23 protein-coding genes are annotated in these 18,567 nt (G+C 66.8%); 15 read left to right on the top strand and 8 right to left on the bottom strand.

Going from position 1 to position 18,567, the window contains the following annotated elements; genetic code table 11:
• The first annotated feature begins 136 nt into the window (after window positions 1-136).
• The 14 genes from MA875_RS14565 (at window position 137) to MA875_RS14505 (ending at window position 11,951) form a co-directional block, all read left to right on the top strand.
• The gene (locus tag MA875_RS14565; protein ID WP_248242985.1) at window positions 137-418 is read left to right on the top strand and encodes a hypothetical protein; all 282 of its coding nucleotides are present in this window, start codon (window positions 137-139) and stop codon (window positions 416-418) included.
• 2 nt (window positions 419-420) lie between these two features.
• Window positions 421-555 (top strand): hypothetical protein, encoded by a 135-nt coding sequence (locus MA875_RS17625; protein WP_282449146.1) that lies wholly within the window; start codon window positions 421-423, stop codon window positions 553-555.
• An 88-nt stretch (window positions 556-643) separates the two neighbouring features.
• Window positions 644-2,203, top strand: a complete 1,560-nt coding sequence (locus MA875_RS14560; RefSeq protein ID WP_248242984.1) for a hypothetical protein — start codon at window positions 644-646, stop codon at window positions 2,201-2,203.
• A 119-nt stretch (window positions 2,204-2,322) separates the two neighbouring features.
• On the top strand, window positions 2,323-3,396 hold the full coding sequence (locus MA875_RS14555) for a hypothetical protein (RefSeq protein ID WP_248242983.1): 1,074 nt from the start codon (window positions 2,323-2,325) through the stop codon (window positions 3,394-3,396).
• Window positions 3,389-5,125: a hypothetical protein gene (locus tag MA875_RS14550; protein WP_248242982.1), complete on the top strand. Its 1,737-nt coding sequence runs from the start codon at window positions 3,389-3,391 to the stop codon at window positions 5,123-5,125. The genes MA875_RS14555 and MA875_RS14550 overlap by 8 nt, the downstream gene beginning before the upstream one ends.
• A 15-nt stretch (window positions 5,126-5,140) precedes the next feature.
• Window positions 5,141-5,674 carry a hypothetical protein gene (locus MA875_RS14545; protein ID WP_248242981.1) on the top strand — a complete coding sequence of 178 codons (534 nt, stop codon included), beginning with the start codon at window positions 5,141-5,143 and terminating at the stop codon, window positions 5,672-5,674.
• Window positions 5,664-6,065, top strand: coding sequence for a hypothetical protein (locus MA875_RS14540; RefSeq protein ID WP_248242980.1), 402 nt, complete (start codon window positions 5,664-5,666; stop codon window positions 6,063-6,065). The genes MA875_RS14545 and MA875_RS14540 overlap by 11 nt, the downstream gene beginning before the upstream one ends.
• A 3-nt stretch (window positions 6,066-6,068) precedes the next feature.
• Entirely contained in the window at window positions 6,069-6,473 is a 405-nt protein-coding gene (locus tag MA875_RS14535) for a hypothetical protein (protein WP_248242979.1), read from the top strand.
• Between the two features lie 188 nt (window positions 6,474-6,661).
• Window positions 6,662-6,976 (top strand): hypothetical protein, encoded by a 315-nt coding sequence (locus MA875_RS14530; RefSeq protein WP_248242978.1) that lies wholly within the window; start codon window positions 6,662-6,664, stop codon window positions 6,974-6,976.
• A 29-nt stretch (window positions 6,977-7,005) separates the two neighbouring features.
• Complete coding sequence (locus MA875_RS14525; RefSeq protein WP_248242977.1) at window positions 7,006-8,166, top strand: hypothetical protein; 1,161 nt, start codon at window positions 7,006-7,008, stop codon at window positions 8,164-8,166.
• Between the two features lies 1 nt (window position 8,167).
• Window positions 8,168-8,530, top strand: coding sequence for a hypothetical protein (locus MA875_RS14520; protein ID WP_248242976.1), 363 nt, complete (start codon window positions 8,168-8,170; stop codon window positions 8,528-8,530).
• 61 nt (window positions 8,531-8,591) lie between these two features.
• Window positions 8,592-10,898 (top strand): hypothetical protein, encoded by a 2,307-nt coding sequence (locus MA875_RS14515; protein WP_248242975.1) that lies wholly within the window; start codon window positions 8,592-8,594, stop codon window positions 10,896-10,898.
• A 10-nt stretch (window positions 10,899-10,908) separates the two neighbouring features.
• Entirely contained in the window at window positions 10,909-11,109 is a 201-nt protein-coding gene (locus MA875_RS14510) for a hypothetical protein (RefSeq protein WP_248242974.1), read from the top strand.
• Window positions 11,110-11,111: 2 nt separating this feature from the next.
• Window positions 11,112-11,951, top strand: a complete 840-nt coding sequence (locus MA875_RS14505) for a fibronectin type III domain-containing protein (RefSeq protein WP_248242973.1) — start codon at window positions 11,112-11,114, stop codon at window positions 11,949-11,951.
• Here MA875_RS14505 and MA875_RS14500 read toward each other — a convergent pair.
• The 8 genes from MA875_RS14500 to MA875_RS14465 form a co-directional block, all read right to left on the bottom strand.
• Window positions 11,948-12,709 carry a DNA-processing protein DprA gene (locus MA875_RS14500; RefSeq protein WP_248242972.1) on the bottom strand — a complete coding sequence of 254 codons (762 nt, stop codon included), beginning with the start codon at window positions 12,707-12,709 and terminating at the stop codon, window positions 11,948-11,950. The genes MA875_RS14505 and MA875_RS14500 overlap by 4 nt on opposite strands.
• On the bottom strand, window positions 12,706-14,232 hold the full coding sequence (locus MA875_RS14495) for a YifB family Mg chelatase-like AAA ATPase (RefSeq protein WP_248242971.1): 1,527 nt from the start codon (window positions 14,230-14,232) through the stop codon (window positions 12,706-12,708). The genes MA875_RS14500 and MA875_RS14495 overlap by 4 nt, the downstream gene beginning before the upstream one ends.
• Window positions 14,229-14,591, bottom strand: a complete 363-nt coding sequence (locus tag MA875_RS14490; RefSeq protein ID WP_248242970.1) for a YraN family protein — start codon at window positions 14,589-14,591, stop codon at window positions 14,229-14,231. The genes MA875_RS14495 and MA875_RS14490 overlap by 4 nt, the downstream gene beginning before the upstream one ends.
• Window positions 14,592-14,692: 101 nt before the next feature.
• The gene (locus tag MA875_RS14485) at window positions 14,693-15,016 is read right to left on the bottom strand and encodes a DUF2469 family protein (RefSeq protein WP_124293411.1); all 324 of its coding nucleotides are present in this window, start codon (window positions 15,014-15,016) and stop codon (window positions 14,693-14,695) included.
• Window positions 15,017-15,075: 59 nt separating this feature from the next.
• Window positions 15,076-15,735, bottom strand: coding sequence for a ribonuclease HII (rnhB, locus tag MA875_RS14480; protein WP_248242969.1), 660 nt, complete (start codon window positions 15,733-15,735; stop codon window positions 15,076-15,078).
• An 11-nt stretch (window positions 15,736-15,746) separates the two neighbouring features.
• Entirely contained in the window at window positions 15,747-16,508 is a 762-nt protein-coding gene (gene lepB, locus MA875_RS14475) for a signal peptidase I (protein ID WP_248242968.1), read from the bottom strand.
• A 149-nt stretch (window positions 16,509-16,657) separates the two neighbouring features.
• Window positions 16,658-17,005, bottom strand: coding sequence for a 50S ribosomal protein L19 (gene rplS / locus MA875_RS14470; protein ID WP_124293414.1), 348 nt, complete (start codon window positions 17,003-17,005; stop codon window positions 16,658-16,660).
• 176 nt (window positions 17,006-17,181) lie between these two features.
• Window positions 17,182-17,670, bottom strand: a complete 489-nt coding sequence (locus MA875_RS14465) for an MFS transporter permease (protein ID WP_248242967.1) — start codon at window positions 17,668-17,670, stop codon at window positions 17,182-17,184.
• A 107-nt stretch (window positions 17,671-17,777) separates the two neighbouring features.
• Here MA875_RS14465 and map point away from each other — a divergent pair, with 107 nt between their 5' ends.
• Window positions 17,778-18,560 carry a type I methionyl aminopeptidase gene (map, locus tag MA875_RS14460; protein WP_248242966.1) on the top strand — a complete coding sequence of 261 codons (783 nt, stop codon included), beginning with the start codon at window positions 17,778-17,780 and terminating at the stop codon, window positions 18,558-18,560.
• Window positions 18,561-18,567: the final 7 nt, after the last annotated feature.

The raw sequence follows: 18,567 nt of genomic DNA, 5'->3' as shown, positions 1-18,567 counted from the left end.
TGAGGGCCTGGAGAACCTGGCCCCAGAACACCGAGGAGAAAACCGCCGCGCCGGGGGGCGCGTCGGTGCCCGTATCACCAACGCCGCTAAAGGCGGCTCAACATTCCAGGCTCTGCCCTGGGCATAGGAGACACACGTGAACGATGCAATCCGTGCGCTGATTACGGCGCGTATCGAGGAGCTGGACGCTCAGATTGCTGAGGCAGAGGAGGCGGTGGCATCGGTCATCGCTGGGCTGTCTGCCATCCACAAGGAGCACAGCGCCCGAGCAGCAGACCTAGCCGAGCTGCAAGAGCAGCGGGCTGAGCTGGCCGCAGCGCTAGAGCCGAGCAACACCACCGTGACCGTAGAGGTAGACGCCACCGACTGGGACGAGTGGACCCCCACCCCTGCCGCGGATGAGGAGGCAGAGCAGTGAGTGTGTCAACCACCGCAGACCTGGAGGCGATGACCCTCACCATCCAGGCCGACACGCTGCAAGAGCTGGTGCTCATCGCTCGCCTCCTCACCGAGCTGGAGAAGGTAGCCCGCCGTCATTCATCCGAGTCCAATTGAAAGAACGATCGGTCAGTTTTTTGTAGCTGGATCGGAACAACCCCCGCCTTCGGCTCTTCACGCATCTCTCCCTCCGTCTGGACACACCATGCCCGCACCGCCCGATGAAATAGCAGATCACCCGCTCCGTACGGAGTCCTCATGGCTAGCCAAGCGCGATGCGGCAATTGCACCGCTCTACGAGAGCGACCTAGTTACAACCCAGCAGACCCGGGACGAACTCCTCACCGGAGCATGGCTCCTGGGCCTCCTGGACACGCTGCACCCGCAGATGCTCCGCGTTGCCGACATGCTCGCCGCGGGACACCTCATGAACGCGGTCATTATGCCCCGCCGTTCGTCCAAGACCACCACCCTCCTCTGTATCCTCCTGGGCCGGTGCTATCTGCGCCCCGTCTACCTCGCCGGATTCACGCTCCTGACAACCGCGCAGAAGGCGCGAGAGCGCTACCGGCTAGATATCTACTCCCCCATTGCCCGCCGCTTCCCCGAGTCGGTGGAGCGTGAGGCCTTCGACAAGGGCGCGCCGGTCAAGCTAGTGAAGAGTAACGGCTCTGAGCGCGTCGAGTTCTCTAATGGAAGCGTCCTATCCGTCCTGTCTCCGGACGGTGACGCGGTGCGATCCGGCGCCTATGACTGCCTCCTCCTGGACGAGGCGGGTGAGGCTAGCCCCGAGCGCTGGGCTGACATCATCTCTGCCGTCATTCCCGCCTTCGACACGCGCCCTGAGGGCCAGCTAGTCCTAGCCGGTACGGCTGGGGATTACCGTGACGGCTCCGAATTCTGGAAGACGCTGCACGATGAGCGCGCGGGCCGGGTGGCGTACATGCTCGCCGACGACACCGACCCCGACGCCCTCGCGGACTGGGAACCCACCGAGCACAACCCGCACGGCGCCGCCCGCGCCCTCACGCTCGCCATGCACCCCGGCATTGGGACCCTCACCACCCTGGAGCGCATCCAGAACTCTTACGAACGCCTAGGCGTTCGTAAGTACACAAGGGAGTATTTCAATCTCTTCGGCGAAGAGGGGTCCAATACTGCGCTCATCCGCCAGCCGCTGTGGCAGGCCAGCGCCCTCCCGCTCCCTGAGGCGGGCATGCAGGTGCCCGAGGTGTTCGCCCTGTCGGCGTTTGTGCACCCTGACGCCGCCTGGGCCTCTGTGGGCGCCGCCTGGATTGGGCCGGATGGTCGGGTGCACGTGGGCCTTTTGCACCACCAGGAGGGCGTACAGGGCTTCCGCCAGCGCCTTCTCAACATCGCCCGCAAGCACCGCCGCCCCATCACCTTCGACGCGGGCAGTAACGCCACGGAGGTGGAGATGCGCCAGCTCCGGGAGGCCCGCCCGAGTCCAACGGAGCGCCCGCTCCTGACCCGTGACATTGGCCGCGCCGCGGTGCACCTGGTGAACCTCATCAATGAGGACAAGCTCCGTCACTTCGACCAGCAGGAGCTAAACGCCGCCGCGGAGATTGCGGTCAAGCGCGCCTTTGGTCAGTCGGGCGGGTGGGCCTTCGGACGCCCCGACGTACGGCACCGCCCGGACCAGGACATTACGCCCATTGAGGCCATTTCTATTGCCGCATATGTGCTGGATCAAGAGCGCCCAATTGGTAAAGCACGTATCGATTTCTTCAACGCGGCCTGAAAATATCACCTCTCAAATAGTTGATATAATTAGTCTTGCTAACTAGTTTATTCAGAACCGCCCGCCCCCGGGAGTCTTTCTCTCTTTCTGGCCCGGGGGCGGGCACCTAAAGGAGCATCGTGGGATTCTGGCGAGAAACATTCTTTGGCTTGCCGCCAAAGGTTGATTCCCTGCCCGCTAACCTTGCCTCCCCGTGGGCTGAACCGAACAGCCTTATGCCCGCCATCGTGGGTGACCTGTGGGACTTCCCTGTTGAATTGGTTACCCCGGAGATTGCCCTCCGCGTGCCTGAGGTCAACCGCGCGCTCCAAGCTCACCAGGCGCTGGTATCGCCGCTCAAGTTTGTTGTGTATCAGGACGGAGCTGAAGCTCCGTCCCAGCCCTTCTGGACCGGCAATTCCGACACGGGTATCTCTCCATTCATTCGCTGGAATGGCGTAGTCAAGGACCTCTTCCTCCACGGCGCCGCGGTGCTGGGTGCGGAGCTGGATGCATTCGGACTCCCCCGTGACCTTCTGCATATCCCCCGCCAGCATTGGGAGATTGACAAGGAGACCGGCGCAGTAAACGCCGATCCAAGCGTTATCCCCGCTCGATTCCGTCAGCGCCTCATCTATGTGCCGCTCGGTAGCAATGGTCTCCTGACGGACGGTGTGGACTCCATCCGCCAGGCGCGAAAGCTGGAGCAGGCGCGCCAGGCCCGCCTAGACGCCCCGCCCGCCGCCACGGAGCTGCACCTCACGGACAAGACGTTTGACGAGATGACCACGGCGGAGAAGGAAGAGCTGTCCAAGAGCTACGCCGCCAACCGCAATAAGTACGCGGTGAGTGTGACCCCGAGCTACGTCCAGGTGATTGACCACCAGGACAAGGCTGTGGACCTCTTTGAGGCGGGCATGAACAGCCTGAGAATTCAGCTCGCCATGCACACAGGTGTGCCCGCCAGCTTCCTGGAGGCGGGCCGCGAGGGCGGCACCCCGGGCCAGATGTCCTACGTCAATGAGAACGGCAAGGCCAGTGAGCTGTGGGTCTTTGGCTCCGCTCGCTTCGCCTACGCCATCACCGCCGCCCTGTCGATGGACAACGTAGTTGGCCCCAACTCCGAGGTGCGCGCTGATCTCAGTGACTTCATGGTCCCGAACCCTGACCAGCTTTCCCCCGAGTCCCCCGTAACGGAGAACCCCGATGCCTGAAGACCTATCCAACCCGGCAGAGAACCTGCCGGGTGACAGCACCCCTGAGGCGGGCCTCTTTGCCCGCGTCGAGAACACACGCAACATTCGCGGGTTGCTCCTCCCGTTCGGTGAGTTGAGCCGCCCCAACGCCTCTGGCAACGCCCCGGTGATGTTCACCAAGGGTTCCGTGAAGCTCCCCCGGGACCACTCGGTGGTGACGCTCAACACCGAGCACGACCGCTTCAACCCCATCGGGCGCGCCATTGAGCTACGCGAAACCGAGCGCGGCATTGAAGCCACCTTCGCGCTGGCTGACACCGACGAAGCAGACGCCTGGCTCGCACAGCCCACCCGCAAGCTGAGCGCCGAGGTAGCGGGCCTAGTCCGTGACGGCATCGACAAGGTACGCGCCACCTTCGCGCGGCTCACAGGCGCCGCCGTCGTGGTTGACGGGGCCTTTGAAAGCGCCGCGCTAGAGGGCGCCCTCTTCTCCGTGGCCCCCGACGACGAGGCCAAGGAGCGCATCGCTGACCCCGATGACTACGCCGCCTTCATCCAGGAGGTGGAGGCCCACATCAACGCCGCCAAGGCGCTGATTGAGAACCGACTTTCCGAGTCCGACGAGGACGAGGAGCAGACCCCTGACGCCGCCCCGGCGCAGGTAACCGAAACAGCCGACAACGAGGAGTTTTCAATGGCTGACACCAATGACGCTGGGGCAACGGTCCCGGCAACGCTACTGGGCAACGCACCCGCGCCCAAGGCCCTGGACCTTAACGCGGTCTTCGGCGCCATCGCCGCCATCAAGAGTGGCACCCCCGGTCAGACGGCAGAAGCAGAGACCATGCTTGCCGCGCTGGCTGACATCAAGGCCGAGAGCACAGGCGGTCTGACGACCGCAGGCTCCGGCGTTATCCCGCCCACCTTCGCCGGTCGCCTCTGGCAGGGCAAGCGCTACCAGAGCCGCTACATCGACCTGGCCAACCACACCTACGGCGGTATTGCCCTGGGTGGACGTAAGGGCTTCAAGGTCGCGCAGGGCACGGCTCTTGTGGCTGAGGTTGCCAACGCCGCTCAGAAGGTTGAGCTGCCGACCGGTACCGCCTCCACCAGCCTGTACGGCTCCACCCTTCGCAAGTTCGGTTACGCAGCCGACTACGCGCTGGAGTGGCAGTACCTGGAGGGTGGCGCTGACGTTATGCAGGCCTTCTTTGAGGGCGTCGTGGATAGCGCCGCCAAGATCATCGACGAGAGCGCGCTAAAGGATATCTTCACCGTTGCCTCCCGCGGATCGGGCGCCGCTCTGTCGCGTCTGGTTGCTCCTGCGACCTACCCCACCCAGTACCCCGCCGCTATGGGCCAGCTCATCCAGGGTATTGACCTCATCGCTGACAACGGTGATGACGCCACGTTCGCCATCGTGAACCCCACCGCGTGGACGCAGCTCCTTTACACCCCGAAGGACCTTGTGCCCGAGTTCGTGGAGTTCGGCGTAGGCATCGGAACGGGTGAGGCTACCGCGGGCAAGGTCCGCGTGGTCAAGGCTCCCGCCTCCTTCTTCACGGGTCTGGGTGCTGCAAAGCCTCAGGTCATCGTCGGCGCCAAGAACGCCATTGAGTTCCGTGAGCAGCAGGCCGAAATTGACGCCCTCGAAGTTGCCAAGTTCGGTGTGGACCGCGCGCTGGTCGCCTTCCTGGAGACCTTCGTGGTCCGCGAAGAGTCTGTCTCCATCATCGGCGCCGTCTGATCGGCAGGGGCGTAGATGAGCAATTGGTACACCAACACCACGCCCGAGGAGGCAGACCGTCTCCTCGCGGCGTGGCCTGGCGCGCCCATTGAGAACGCGGAGCTTTGCTCATTCCTTCTCGACGTGGCGCGTGACCAGGTGCTCAGCTACGCCCCCACCCCCGCCGAGGAGGAGGAGGTGACGGAGGTCAACGTCCGCATCACGTATGAGGACGGGGTACAGACCGGCGTAGAGCTTCTGTGGTCTGCCGACGTGGCACCTGACTTCACCGGCACCGAGACATACCCGCTGAGCGCGCGTGGTCTTCGCCTGGAGGTCACGTACACCGATGGCCAGCCCACCGGGCAGGTGCTCACCACCGCGCCCGAGGTGGTGCCGAGCAACTACGTCTACGCCCAGCTCCAGCAGGCGCGAAACCTCTGGAACGCGGGCCGTGCGGACGAGAGCGGCAACGTCGGCACGGAGGGCTTCAGCTTCACGCCACGCCCTCTGGACAAGACCATTCGCTCCATCATCCGCCCGACGAGCGGAGTCGCCAATGTCCTTTGAGTTTGCGACCGTCTCCCAGGACCTCGCCGCGTACCTCACCGAGAACGTGCCCGAGACCTGGCAGGTACTGGACGCCGAGAAGATCACCGGCACACCCAGCCGCACGCTCCTGACCTTCAGTCAGGGCAACGTCACCACGACCGTAGACGGCTCCGTGATGCCGCCCCACGCGCTGGGCGTGGAGTTCCTTCTGGAGCTTTCGGTACCCGGCACCGACGCAGCCAAGGCGCTGCCAAAGCTCAACACCGAATTGCCCCGCCTTATCGCGGTGCTTGACGCCCACCCTCAGCTTCTGTGGACGACCGCCGAGCGCGGACGCACGCAGGGCGGGGAGTCCATCTACAGCCTCACAGTCCAGGCCATCACAACTATCACCCCCATCCAGGAGTAAGAAATGCCCCTCATCGCAAACGCCGCATACTTCGGCACCACCGGAAAGCTAGAGGTGGGAACGGACGAATACACCACGTCTGTCACCTCCTGCGCCCTGGTACCCAACACCCCCAAGGCTCAGACCACCGACATTGGCGGAGGCGTTACGTCCTTCGTTGGTGCCGCTCAGTGGTCCGCACAGATCACCTTCAAGCAGGACTGGAGCACGGCTAACAGCCTGTCTCAGCAGCTCATTGCCTGGCACGGTACGCCAAAGATTTTCAAGTACACCCCCAACGCTGGTGGCAAGGTCGTGACGTTCACCGTCATTGCTGAGGCCGCGCAGGTCGGTGGCGGTGCCAACAGCATCCACGAGGCCACCGTTACCCTCCAGATCGTCGGACAGCCGACCTTCGCCGCGAGCTGACCGTGAGGGGCGCGGGTTCCATCTCGCTCCTCATCGACAGCCCTCTCCAGACGCTTGCACGGTCTCTGAGGGCCGTTGGTCCGGAGACGCGAAAGCAGATCAACGCGGCGACTAAGGCCGCTGCAAATCCCATCTGGAAGGACGAGACGGCTGGGCGTGCGGTCACGCGCATGCAGCAGACGGGCCTTGTGTCCACCGCCTCCGTGGGTGTGTCCAGCCGTAACGTCACCCTCCGCGCGGGTGGTCTCACCTTCAAGGGTGGCCGCTCCGCCGACCGCATCACGGGCGCGCTGGAGTTCGGTGGCGGCGCGGACAAGGTGATCACCTCGCGCTCCAGGAAGGGCAAGGCGTACCGCCGCCGTCTAGGCCCCGCGTTCGGTCCGCCGTACAGAAACGGACGGGTGGTCTACCCCGCTGCCCGTGACAGCATCCCCCGCTTTGCGTCGCTGTGGGTACAGACCGCACGCCGCACCATTCATGAGGCCATCGAGGAGGTGGGCTAATGGCTCGCTCAGGAGCAATCGAAATCCCGATGGCCGTCGATACCGGCGGCGTGGAGAAGAGCATTCAGAACGGACTCATTGAGCCCATCGAGGACGCCCACGACGCGCTGGAAAAGCTCGGTGACGGCAACTACGGGCGCGACATTGAGCGCGAGCTAGACAAGGCCCAGGACGCCACCGAGGACCTAGACACCGAGCTGGAGCAGACCCGTAAGGAGCTGGACAAGCTGGGCTTCGCCGCAAAGGACGCGGGTGACGCCGGACAGCGCGGCATGCGCCGTCTGGGCGATGCAGGTAACGAGGCATCCGGTGAGCTGAAGCAGAACCTAGGCGAAACCTTCTCCAGCTTCCGCGGCGATTTGGAAGACATTCCGCAACTCGCCCAGGACGTGTTTGGGGGTCTTGCCGGGTCTGTCGGTGGCCTCCTGCCCGCGTTCGGACTCGCTGCCGGTGCTGCCGGTATCGGTCTCCTCATCGAGGCATTCAAGGTTGCTGAGGAGCAGCGCAAGGCGCTGGAGGACCGCGCCAACGATCTAGCCACCGCGTACATGGAGGCAGGCTCCACGGTGCTGGACGAGATGGCCGTTATGGCGTCCGTCAATGACATCCTCACCAGCTCCGACCAGGGCGTGAAGGACAATCTGCGTGACCTCACCACCGCCCTGGGCGACCGCTCCATGGCGGCGCGTGCGCTCGCTGGGGACACCAACGCCCTGGCCGCTGCCAATGAGCTGGTGGCGGCAACGGATGAGGAGTACCTAAGCCTCACGCAGCGCCAGACGCAGGGCTACACCAACCTGTCCACCGCCGAGACGCAGCGCCTGAAGGACCTTCAGCTCCTGCGCGGAGAGGTGTACGAACTGAACACCGTGCAGGCCCTCGCCACTCAGAATTTCCAGGACTCCCAGGCCGCGCTCAAGGGCCTCATCGAGGACGCCGGGACCGCCACCTATGAGGTGGACGAGCTGGGTAACCAGCTCTACACCCTGCCCTCTGGCGTCCAGATCATGGTGGACGCCAAGACCGGACAGGCCACGGTCGACGTATCCAACTTCAAGGGTGACGTAGACGGCATCCCCGAGACCGTCGAGACCTACGTGAAGCTCCGCGTGGATGACAGCGAATACCGCCGCTGGCAACCCAACCCGAAGACCGGACGCGTAAACATGCGCGTCAACCAGGTGGTGTGACATGCACACGATTACAGCCAACAACGGTGGCGGCTCCACCAGCCCGCTCCAGGTCATCGACTACAGCGCCGAGCTGAGCAGCCGAAACGTGACCTTCGACCTTCTCGACGGCTCGCTAGGCACGGTCTACGTCGCGCCCCGCCCGCGCGCCGGAACGCTCCGCCTGGTGTACCAGGACCGCGCCGAGGCACACGCCGCGGTCGCCCTCCACAAACAGCCTGCGAGCTTCACCTACATCTCCAGCGACGTGGCTGAGGTGTCGATGACGTACGCCCTGGAGGGGTCCATCCGCCTCCAGCAGGACCCCAGCGTAGGCCTGTGGTACGTGGAGGTTGGATTCCAGGAGGTTACGAGTGGCCTTTGAGATTCACCCTCGCGCCCACGTCAGCCTGGCCGGTGACAACCTCCCCGTGTCAGACGGTGACGTGGAGCTGAACCTGAACGCCGCACCGTACGGTGTGGCGCGCATCACCGTGCCCCAGCTTGACCCCGAACTCGCTGAGGATATCGACCCCTACGCCGGTCAGCGCCTCCAGATCACCGCCTCCTCACGCGGCTCCTGGACGATGGCGCCGCCCGTCTACAGCGCCTGGACCGAGGTGCGCCGCAACTACGCCCGCGTCCCGCGCGGCACCTCCAGCTTCTCCACCTTCTGGAGCAGCGCAATCGGCACCCTGAGCACCCGCACGGATATGCCCGGGGACATCACCACCGCCGTACGGTGGGCGCGCAACGCGACCGGCGCGGGGCGCTTCACGCATCGCGTCGGCACCACCATGCCCAACGCCGGTCAGACCATCCGCGTACAGGCCCGCGTACGGGCCTCAGTCGCCCTCTCCGACGTCCAGGTGGTCGCACGTGCCACGGACTCCTCCGCGACCGGACAGAGCATCCTAGGCACGCTCAACCTGCCTGCCGGGGTGTCTGACATCGACGTGACCGGCCCCACCTTCAACGCCTCCACCACCAGCACCTCAGGCGTGGCGCTCATCATCCCCTCCGGACAGGGCGCCGTGGGCGCAACCCTGGACATTACCGCGCTCAACATCGAGGTGGGCGCGGGCGGGGCCTTCTTTGACGGGGCCACACCCGATGAGGAGCTGACCCGCTACGAGTGGACCGGCACCGCTGAGGGTTCACCCTCCATCATCCAGACGCGCACAATCACCACGCCCGCGCAGCCGGTCTGGAACCCCTCCGATACCCGTAGCTTTGACCTGTCGATTCTCAACCGCGAGGTGAGCCACGACGGGCGCGAGATTGCCGTTGAGGCCGCAACGGATGAGGCGATCCTCCAGACCTACGCCCAGACCACCCAGGACGTAGGCGCCTTCGCCCACCAGTCCAGCTTGCGGGCGGTCTGCAACTACGTGATTGGCAAGGCCATCCCCGGCGCTGCCCTCCAGCCGGGCACGCTCGATGCGAACGTGACCACCTACACCGACGCCACCAACCTCTTCAAGGACCCCCGCTATGCACGCACTCCGGGCGGTGGCTATAGCCAAGAGCGCATCCAGACCATGGTGGACTACGACTTTCCCAACCCTGTTGAGGGCGTAGAGCACTACGGCGTGCATCTACACACCCCCACCAACGCTGACTCCTTCCTCGGTCTGAACGGTGTGACCGGCACGATGGCTGAAGGACTCCAGGCGGGAAAGACCTACACCGTTAGCGCCGAGGGCTCCGTCCGGATGACCATCACGGGTGAGGCCCCCGCAGAGCCTGACGCCATTAAGCCTGGTCTTCACGGACGCGCGCGGGCCATCGTCATCCACACCCGTGTTGGGACAGGTGCCTATCAGGTATGGCACTCCGCCCAGGTTCCGAACGTCGTGCAGACCGGCCCCAACACCGGCACGCAGGGCACGCGCGTAAGCGTGACTTTCACGGTCCCCGCTGGTGCCACGGAGGCCTTCATACGCTTCTATCACGGCGGCACGGGCGGCACGATCACCTGGGGCAAGTTCCAGCTTGTGGAGCATGACCCCCGCCCCGGCGTGGACAACGCCGAATACTTCTGGGGCGGCAAGCCGGACACGGCGGAGTACCTGTATGAGTGGACCGGAGACCCGGACATCTCCAGCACGCGCCGCGTCGCCCTCATAGACCGTGCGCCGGAACTTCTCATTTGGGACCCCGCCGAAACCGCCTGGGATTTCCTGGTGCCTATCGTCGGGTCAGCAGGGTACCGGCTGTACTGCGATGAGCAGCGCCGCTGGTGGCTCATCGACCCGGCAGAGTTCGCCATCCCGGGGCGCTTTGTGGCGCAGCCCTCCAACACCATCAACGGCACCGACACCATCGCGGTGGACTCCGGCCTCTACGCCACGGGTGTGATTGTCCGCTACACCTGGCGCGACTTTGAGGGCGTGGAGCAGACCCAGGACGACGTAGCGGGCACCGGCCCCTACGTGGACCTCCTGGAGCTGAGACGCCCCTACCCCGGCCCTGGCCTTGCCGCCGCACGTCTACGCACCCTCCAGACCCGAGGACGCACACAGGCCGTCACGACCGGCGCGGACTACACCCTGACCCCCGGGCAGGAGGTCGCCATCAACCTGCCCGGAACCTACGCCCAAATCGGACAGCTCACCGCCGTCTCCTGGCGCCTCACCGAGGGCACGCAGCAGGTGGAGAGCGCCAACCTCCAGGAGACCCCGCCCGGGGCCATTGACCTCCTCAGCGGGTCTATCGACTCGCTGACCGGCTCCATCGACTCACTCACGTAAGGAAACACCCATGGCAATTGGAGACACAGCAGCAGCCGCAGGCCTGCCCCTGGTATCGGGCACGGTCGCCGCCAACACCATCGACACCGAGGAGAACCGCACCCGCGACTTCATCGGCCAGATCATGCTCAACAACCCCAAGAAGATCACCGTGGCGCCCACCGCCCCGGCCTCCCCCAGCGTCGGCGACGTGTGGATTAAGCAGGTGTAACCATGGCCTACTCAGAGGGCCAGCTCAACGGTGGTGCCAACTACCGTGTGGGCATCGAGGTTTGGTACTCCGGTACCCAGGACTGGAACGCCAACACATCGCGCTTTGATTGGCGTGTGCTCCTCCAGCGTGGGTCTGACGGCTTCGCGTACTCAGGCTCTACGCAGTACTGGAGCGCCAGCATTGGCGGCACACCATACAGCGGCACCTTCGTGCTCAACCAGTCCGAGGCGACCGTAGCCACGCGCGTCGTCGGTGCAGGCTCCACCTGGCACGGGCACGACTCCGAGGGCTACCGCCCCGGCTTCCCCTCATCGGCGTACATTGACACCAACCACGGCAACGTCGGTGACGGTGGCTCAGGTGACGCCTGGGTGGACGCGCCCCGCATCCCGAAGACGCCTGCCGCCCCGCACTCGCTCTACGTAGACCTGTCCACGATCCGGCCCTCTAGCTTCGGTGTCCGATACACCCGAGGCGACGCCCGCGGCGCTGGCATCGACTATGACCACGCGCAATGGGCCACGGACTCCAGCTTCACCAACGTGGTGTGGAACGACACCCCGCCCAGCGGTAATCCCAACGGATACTCCAACCCGTCAGGAATCAACCCGCCCGTGAAGCTCCGCCCCGGCACGGTCCATTACGTCCGCGTGCGCTCACACAACAGCCGCGGGTGGTCGCCCTGGTCGGGTACTGTCTCCGCCCGCACCCTCTCGGGTGCCTACGTCTGGAACGGTACGGAGTGGCGCCCCTGCGAGGTGCGCGCCTGGACCGGCACGACGTGGGCTACGGGTGAGGTGCGGAGCTGGACCGGCACGGAGTGGAAAGAGGCGTCCTAACGCGCATACCGTCGATTCTTGTGGAGGAACCGCCACTTGGTCGGTGCGGCGCCGCTCGGAGTCTCGCTGACGACCACGCCGGTGGCGGCGATCCGATCAATCAGACGGCTGTGCCCGGCGGGGTAGGCCCGATCGGCGCCACCGGCGAGGAAGGCGATGGTGGTCCCGGCGGCGGCGAGAGCGGCGCGGTGCGCCGCTCCGTCGATGCCGTACGCGGCTCCGGAGACGATCGTCGCGCCCGTCCGGCACAGCTCGGCGGCGAGCTCTCCGGCGACGTGCTCACCATAGGATGTCGCGGCCCGCGCACCGACCAGCGCGACCGCGCCACTCGACGGCTGCAGCAGCCGGGCGTTCCCGCGTACCCAGAGACAGACCGGACGGTGCCCCTGGAGGTCGTCCACCGACGCGGGCCACGAGGCATCGCCCGGGACGACGAGCTGTACCCCCGCGCGCACGGCCGCGGCGCAGGCATCCCTCGCCCCCTCGGGTCGCCACCGCGGCATCCAGCGCTCCCTGGCCCGCGCGATGTCCTCGGCGAGGTGTGCCGGCGCGGGGCGACCTCCCACGGCGATCTCGAGCCCGTGGGGAGCACCGACTTCGGCGATGAGACGCCCCGCCGAGCCGTCCCCGGGCTCGGTGAGCAGGTTCCAGGCCACGCGGGCCCAGACCTCCCGGGCGTCGTCATCGCCGAGCGGGAGCCCGCGCACGCCCTCGAGTGGGTCGCGCGCGAGAGCGAACGAGTGCGAGAGGGCGCTCACGAGGCGATTCCCTTCTTCAGGAACAGCGCGCGTCCGATGTGGTCGACGCTCAGCTGTGGCCGCGCGTCGAGATCGGCCAGCGACCAGGCCACGCGAAGGACCCGGTCATACCCGCGCAGGGTCAGCGCTCCTCGATGCAGCGCGGCGTCCAACGGGCGACGGACGATGGGCGGGGGTGCCATCGGTCCCTGGCGGAGCCAGTTCCCCGATACCTCCGCGTTGGTGCGCCACGGGGTCTCTCGAAGGCGACGGGCAGAGCGTTCCCGAGCCTCCCGCACCTGGGTGTGTGCCAGGGCGGTCGTGGTGCCGCCGGTGTCGTCCCTGCCCGGCGCGACCGACACCCGGCGCAGCGACAGCTCGATATCGATCCGATCCAGGAGCGGACCCGACAGCCGGCCGAGGTAGCGACGGATGGCGATCGGCGGGCAGACGCAGGACCCGCCCGGCACGGCGTACTGTCCGCACGGGCACGGATTGGTCGCCGCCACCAGCTGGAAGCGCGCCGGGAAGTCCGCCACGGCTCCGGCGCGGTGGATGGTGATGCGACCGCTCTCCAGCGGCTGGCGCAGCGCATCAAGGGCATGCGCGGGGAACTCCCCCGCCTCGTCGAGGAACAGGATCCCGGTCGCCGCGCGAGCGATCGCCCCGGGCCGGATGACCCGCGAGCCGCCGCCGACCAGCGCGGCCACACTCGCGCTGTGATGGGGCGCCTCGAACGGCGGTGTCCGGCAGAGCGCCGTGACCGCCTCGCCGGCGAGAGACCGGACGGATGCGGCCAGGAGGGCCGCCTCCTCGTCGAGCGGGGGCAGGATGCCGGGGAGTCGGCGCGCCAGCATCGTCTTGCCGGCACCCGGGGGGCCGCTCATCAGCAGGTGATGGCCACCCGCCGCGGCGACGATCAGTGCGGTCACGGCCTCCCGCTGACCCACGACATCGGCCAGCTCCAAGGGCTCGCCCGTCTGGTGATCGGCGCGCCCGATCGTGACCGGCTTCTGCTCGGGGACCGCTACCGACCCGCCGTGGAACGCCACGGCTTCGGCGAGGTTCACGGCGCCGAGGACGTTCATCCCCCTCACGAGCTGCGCCTCATCGCGGTTGGCCCAGGGCACCACCACCCGACGGATGCCCGCGCGTGCGGCGGCGAGGACGGCGGGGAGTACGCCGGGCACCGGACGCAGGCGCCCGTCCAGACCCAGCTCGCCGATGTGGACCGTTGCATCGAGCGACTCCCGGGTAAGCGGGAGCTCGGTGGCGATGGCCGCCACCGCGATGGCGACGTCGAACCCGGAGCCGTTCTTGGGAAGGCTCGCCGGTGACAGATTGACGGTGAGCTTGCGCCGAGGAAGGGTCAGCCCGTTGTTGGCGCAGGCGTTGTGCACCCGCTGGACGGCCTCGCCGAGCGACTTGTCCGGCAGCCCGATGATCCGGAAGTCGGGGGTCTGCTGCGTCAGATCGGCCTCGACCTCCACGACCGCCCCGTCAAGGCCCGTCAGGGCCACAGCGCGGGTTCGCACGACGGTCATCGCAGGTCCCGCAGATGCTCGATCGTCGCCGTCCGCGGATCGGGTCCGAGCACCGCTACGGCGTCGATCCTCAGACGCCTGCCCTGCGCCTGGTCGGGATGAACCGCGATCCAGGCCATCGCGAGCCGCCACAACCGCATGCGCTTGCGTGTGTCGACGGCTTCGAAAGGGTGACCGAACCGCTCACCGCGCCGTGTCTTGACCTCGACGATGACGAGGTCGCGCCCGTCCTCGGCGATCACATCGATCTCGCCGGAGGCGCAGCGCCAATTGCGCGCGACCAGTGTCCATCCCTGCTCCCGGAGATATTCCGCTGCCCGGTCTTCTCCGGCCCTGCCGATCTCGTCTTTGCGTGCCATGGACCGATGGTGATCGGTCACGCTCAGCCGTGGCGACCGCTCCGCGGCATCCGTGCAGAGAATCGGGAAATCGACGGCTGTGCAGGAGAGGACGCGGGGCGTCAGCTGTCGAGCGAGAGCTCCTCGGGCAGCTGGAAGTCGCGGCGGGAGAGCTCCTCGACGTTCACATCCTTGAACGTGAGCACCCGAACCGCCTTGACGAACCGGTCGGCGCGATAGATGTCCCACACCCAGACGTCGTTCATCGTGATCTCGAAGTAGAAGTCGTGCTCGGTGTCGCGGCGCACGACATTGACCTCGTTGGCCAGGTAGAACCGCCGCTCCGTCTCGATCACGTAGGCGAATTGGCCGACCACGTCGCGGTACTCGCGGTACAGCGCCAGCTCGAGCTCGCGGTCGTAGTCTTCGAATACCTCGTCGTCCATGGTGAGTCCACTCTAGATCGCCGGCGGCTCATCCTCGCCCGCGACCGAACGGGCCCGCATCAGAACAGCGTCGGTGCGTCCGCGATCGACCAGGAGGCGCGGTGGTGCCGACTCAATCCCTCGGCGCGGATCGCGGCGCGGTGCTCAGGGCTCGCGTACCCCTTGTTGCGCACCCATTGATACGCCGGCGCCTCGTCGTGCAACCCCGTCATCAGGGTGTCCCTCGCCACCTTGGCGATTACCGACGCGGCCGCAGCGCTCGCGCAGTCGCGATCGGCCTTGATGACCGGCCGCACCCGCAGGTCCCTCGCCCCGGCCGGGGTGATGTAGTCGTAGTTGCCGTCGAGGATGACGATCGCCTCCTCGGGGATCACCCCGTGGACGCGGAGGTCCGCCAGCGCGCGGATCGTGGCCAGGCCCAGTGCGCGCATGATCCCGATCTCGTCGATCTCATCGGCCGAGGCCCACCCCACGGCGCTGGCCGCGACCCAGGAGGCGGCCCGGGCCGCCACCGCCGTGCGGTGATGCTCGGGCACCAGCTTGGAGTCGCGCAGCCCCTGCGGCACGCGCTTGCGCGACCGCGGCGCGTCGACGGCGACCGCGCCGACCGCCACCGGTCCCGCGAGCGCACCACGCCCGACCTCATCGCACGCGATGACAACCGGATGCTCGCGCAGGAGCCTCCGCTCGAGAGTGAGACGCGGTTCTATCACTGTCATGGCGCGCGTGGTCAGGGCTGATCCGCGGGCTCGGGAACACCCGCGAACACCTCGTGGTGGAAGTCCAGCAGCCCGAAGCGAGACAGCGGCCAGGTCGTCAGGAAAGCCCGGCCGACGACGTTCTCGAGCGGGACGAATCCTTCGCCGGGCTGATCCTGATTGAAGCGGGAGTCCCGGGAGCTGTTGCGGTTGTCGCCGAGAACCCAGAGGCGGTCCTCGGGAACGGTGACGTCGAAGTCCTCCGCTGAGGCGCGACTGACCCCACCCGGGAGCTTCAGGTAATCCATCTCGTCGATCGGCACGTCGTTGATGGTGATCTGGCCGAGCGTGTTGCAGCACACGACGTGGTCGCCCGGCAGCCCGATGATCCGCTTCACCAGATGGTCATCGCTGTCGGGCGCGGCCAGCCCGACGAGGGAGAGCACCCACTCCACCGCGTCGACGAACGGGCCGCGGCTGGGCGACTCCGACGGCGGGAGCCAGCCGCCCGGATCGCGGAACACGACGATATCACCGCGCTCGTATCCGCCGAAGCGCGGCGTCAGCTCGTCCACCAGGATGCGGTCGTTGACGTTCAGGGTGTTCTCCATCGACCCCGACGGGATGTAGAACGACCGGACGACGAAGGTCTTGACCAGGAAGGACACCACGAGGGCGATGAGGACGATGATCAGCACGTCGCGCAGGAACGTGCCCCACCCTCGCTTGCGCGGCTCGGGCTGCGACCTTCGGGAGGGGAAGCGGTCGGCCGTCGCGTGCTGCTCGGTGGTCATCGGATCCTTCTCGGGGCCTCCCGCCCCGGTCGGTGCGGCGTTCTACCAGGGTGACACACTCGCGCGCCCTCGTCGGTCTCCTGCTGCGGAGAATTCGCCCGGAACGACGAACGCCCCGGCGATGACCGGGGCGTTCGGGGCGAGCACGCTCAGCTGTCGCGCTTCTCCTTGATCTTGGCCTTCTTGCCGCGCAGAGCACGGAGGTAGTACAGCTTCGCACGGCGCACATCGCCGCGCGTGACGACCTCGATGTGGTCGATCACGGGGCTGTGCACCGGGAAGGTGCGCTCCACACCCACCTGGAAGCTGATCTTGCGGACCGTGAAGGTCTCGCGGATGCCGTCTCCCGAGCGGCCGATGACGACGCCCTGGAAGATCTGGATGCGGGAGCGGTTGCCCTCGGTGATGTTGACGTGCACCTTCACGGTGTCACCGGGGCCGAAGTCGGGGATGTCGGAGCGCAGCGAGGCTGCGTCGACGGAGTCGAGGATCTGCATGAGGGATCACTTCCTGCGGCCGCCACAGGTCGACCGCGTCACGATGACGGGATGGTGTGCCCGAGCCGATCGCCGATGTCGGCGGACGGCGTGCTCCCCTGAGGCAGAGCCGTGCAGGGCACAAACAGCCATTGTGCCATGGATCCCGATGCCGGCAAAAACGTCGGGCGTCGAGATCACCGGGAGTCGCTGCGCTCCTGGATCACGACGACATCGCCGCGATCCGTCCCGGATGTCGCGCCCTGCCCGCCGAGGGTGCCGGAGGATGTCGCGCGGAAGGCGACGAGTCCCGCAGGTCGCGCTTCGCGCCACAGCTGCCACAGCTCGGTCCAGAACAGGACGAGGGCGACGACGATGGTGAGACCGAACGCCGCGCCCCACCACCAGGTGCCGAAGAACCCGAGGGAGATCGTGAGCGCGTGGAGCACCGCGAATCCCGCGACATCCGGCCACGACACCGCGCGCTCCGCACGCACGGTGCCCCGCGCGCGGACGAGCAGTGTCAGGACCGTCTGTCCGATGAAGACGGAGGGGATGCCCAGAAGCAGCACCCACACGAACGCCCACCCACCGGCACCGGAGATCCCCCACCCGACGAGCAACCACACGGGCAGCACGAAAGCGGCGGGGAAGAGCCACCGGTAGACCGCGCGACGGATGACCATACGCCGATGCTACGCCCGCCCCCGCTCGCCCGGCGGGGTTCCCCGACGGCGGAGGGCCATCTCCCAGCCCGCACTCCGGGAGAATGGAGCACGACGGAAGGATTCGGATGATCGAGTTGCGCACCCCGGCCGAGATCGAGGCGATGAGACCTGCGGGACGATTCGTCGCGGAGGTCCTGGCGACCCTTCGCGACGAGACGAAAGTGGGAACGAATCTGCTCGCCCTCGATCGCCGCGCGCACGAGATGATCCGGCGAGCGGGTGCGCAGTCGTGCTACATCGACTACCACCCCTCCTTCGGCGCTTCGCCCTTCGGGAAGGTGCTGTGCACGTCGGTCAACGACGCGGTCCTCCACGGCCTCCCCTTCGACTACGCCCTTCGGGACGGCGACCTGGTGTCCTTGGACTTCGCCGCCGCCGTGGACGGGTGGGTCGCCGACTCCGCCGTTTCGTTCGTCGTCGGCACGGCCCGTGACGAGGATCTGTCCCTGATCGACACCACGCAGCGCGCACTCGCGGCCGCCATCGATGCCGCTCACGCCGGAAACCGGGTCGGTGACATCTCCGCGGCCGTCGCCGCGGTCGCTCGCGCGGACGGCTACCTCATCAACACCGACTTCGGCGGCCACGGCGTCGGTCGGACCATGCACGGCGACCCCCACGTGCCCAACGACGGGAAGGCCGGACGCGGCTATCCGCTGCGCGCGGGCCTCGTGCTCGCCCTCGAACCGTGGTTCCTCGCCACCACCGACGAGCTCATCACCGATCCTGACGGGTGGACGCTGCGCAGCGCCGACGGCTCGCGCGGTGCGCACTCCGAGCACACCGTCGCCATCACCGAGGACGGACCTGTCGTCCTCACCGACCGCGGGTTCCTGGGCGTGGACTGACGCGGCG

The organism is Microbacterium kunmingense (assembly GCF_023155745.1).
GTDB classification, from domain to species: domain Bacteria; phylum Actinomycetota; class Actinomycetes; order Actinomycetales; family Microbacteriaceae; genus Microbacterium; species Microbacterium kunmingense.
The sequence above is the reverse complement of the archived record's forward strand: the minus strand, read 5'-3'. Positions and strand labels throughout refer to the sequence as shown.

What these genes read in the sequence shown, in the direction of transcription:
- rplS (WP_124293414.1), bottom strand. Translation starts at nt 17,005, where the DNA reads ATGCAGATCCTCGACTCCGTCGACGCAGCCTCGCTGCGCTCCGACATC.
- rnhB (WP_248242969.1), bottom strand. Translation starts at nt 15,735, where the DNA reads ATGACAGTGATAGAACCGCGTCTCACTCTCGAGCGGAGGCTCCTGCGC.
- MA875_RS14535 (WP_248242979.1), top strand. Translation starts at nt 6,069, where the DNA reads ATGCCCCTCATCGCAAACGCCGCATACTTCGGCACCACCGGAAAGCTA.
- MA875_RS14510 (WP_248242974.1), top strand. Translation starts at nt 10,909, where the DNA reads ATGGCAATTGGAGACACAGCAGCAGCCGCAGGCCTGCCCCTGGTATCG.
- MA875_RS14485 (WP_124293411.1), bottom strand. Translation starts at nt 15,016, where the DNA reads ATGGACGACGAGGTATTCGAAGACTACGACCGCGAGCTCGAGCTGGCG.
- MA875_RS14540 (WP_248242980.1), top strand. Translation starts at nt 5,664, where the DNA reads ATGTCCTTTGAGTTTGCGACCGTCTCCCAGGACCTCGCCGCGTACCTC.
- MA875_RS14550 (WP_248242982.1), top strand. Translation starts at nt 3,389, where the DNA reads ATGCCTGAAGACCTATCCAACCCGGCAGAGAACCTGCCGGGTGACAGC.
- MA875_RS14465 (WP_248242967.1), bottom strand. Translation starts at nt 17,670, where the DNA reads ATGGTCATCCGTCGCGCGGTCTACCGGTGGCTCTTCCCCGCCGCTTTC.
- MA875_RS14490 (WP_248242970.1), bottom strand. Translation starts at nt 14,591, where the DNA reads ATGGCACGCAAAGACGAGATCGGCAGGGCCGGAGAAGACCGGGCAGCG.
- MA875_RS14545 (WP_248242981.1), top strand. Translation starts at nt 5,141, where the DNA reads ATGAGCAATTGGTACACCAACACCACGCCCGAGGAGGCAGACCGTCTC.
- map (WP_248242966.1), top strand. Translation starts at nt 17,778, where the DNA reads ATGATCGAGTTGCGCACCCCGGCCGAGATCGAGGCGATGAGACCTGCG.
- MA875_RS14505 (WP_248242973.1), top strand. Translation starts at nt 11,112, where the DNA reads ATGGCCTACTCAGAGGGCCAGCTCAACGGTGGTGCCAACTACCGTGTG.
- MA875_RS14495 (WP_248242971.1), bottom strand. Translation starts at nt 14,232, where the DNA reads ATGACCGTCGTGCGAACCCGCGCTGTGGCCCTGACGGGCCTTGACGGG.
- MA875_RS14525 (WP_248242977.1), top strand. Translation starts at nt 7,006, where the DNA reads ATGGCCGTCGATACCGGCGGCGTGGAGAAGAGCATTCAGAACGGACTC.
- lepB (WP_248242968.1), bottom strand. Translation starts at nt 16,508, where the DNA reads ATGACCACCGAGCAGCACGCGACGGCCGACCGCTTCCCCTCCCGAAGG.
- MA875_RS14560 (WP_248242984.1), top strand. Translation starts at nt 644, where the DNA reads ATGCCCGCACCGCCCGATGAAATAGCAGATCACCCGCTCCGTACGGAG.
- MA875_RS14520 (WP_248242976.1), top strand. Translation starts at nt 8,168, where the DNA reads ATGCACACGATTACAGCCAACAACGGTGGCGGCTCCACCAGCCCGCTC.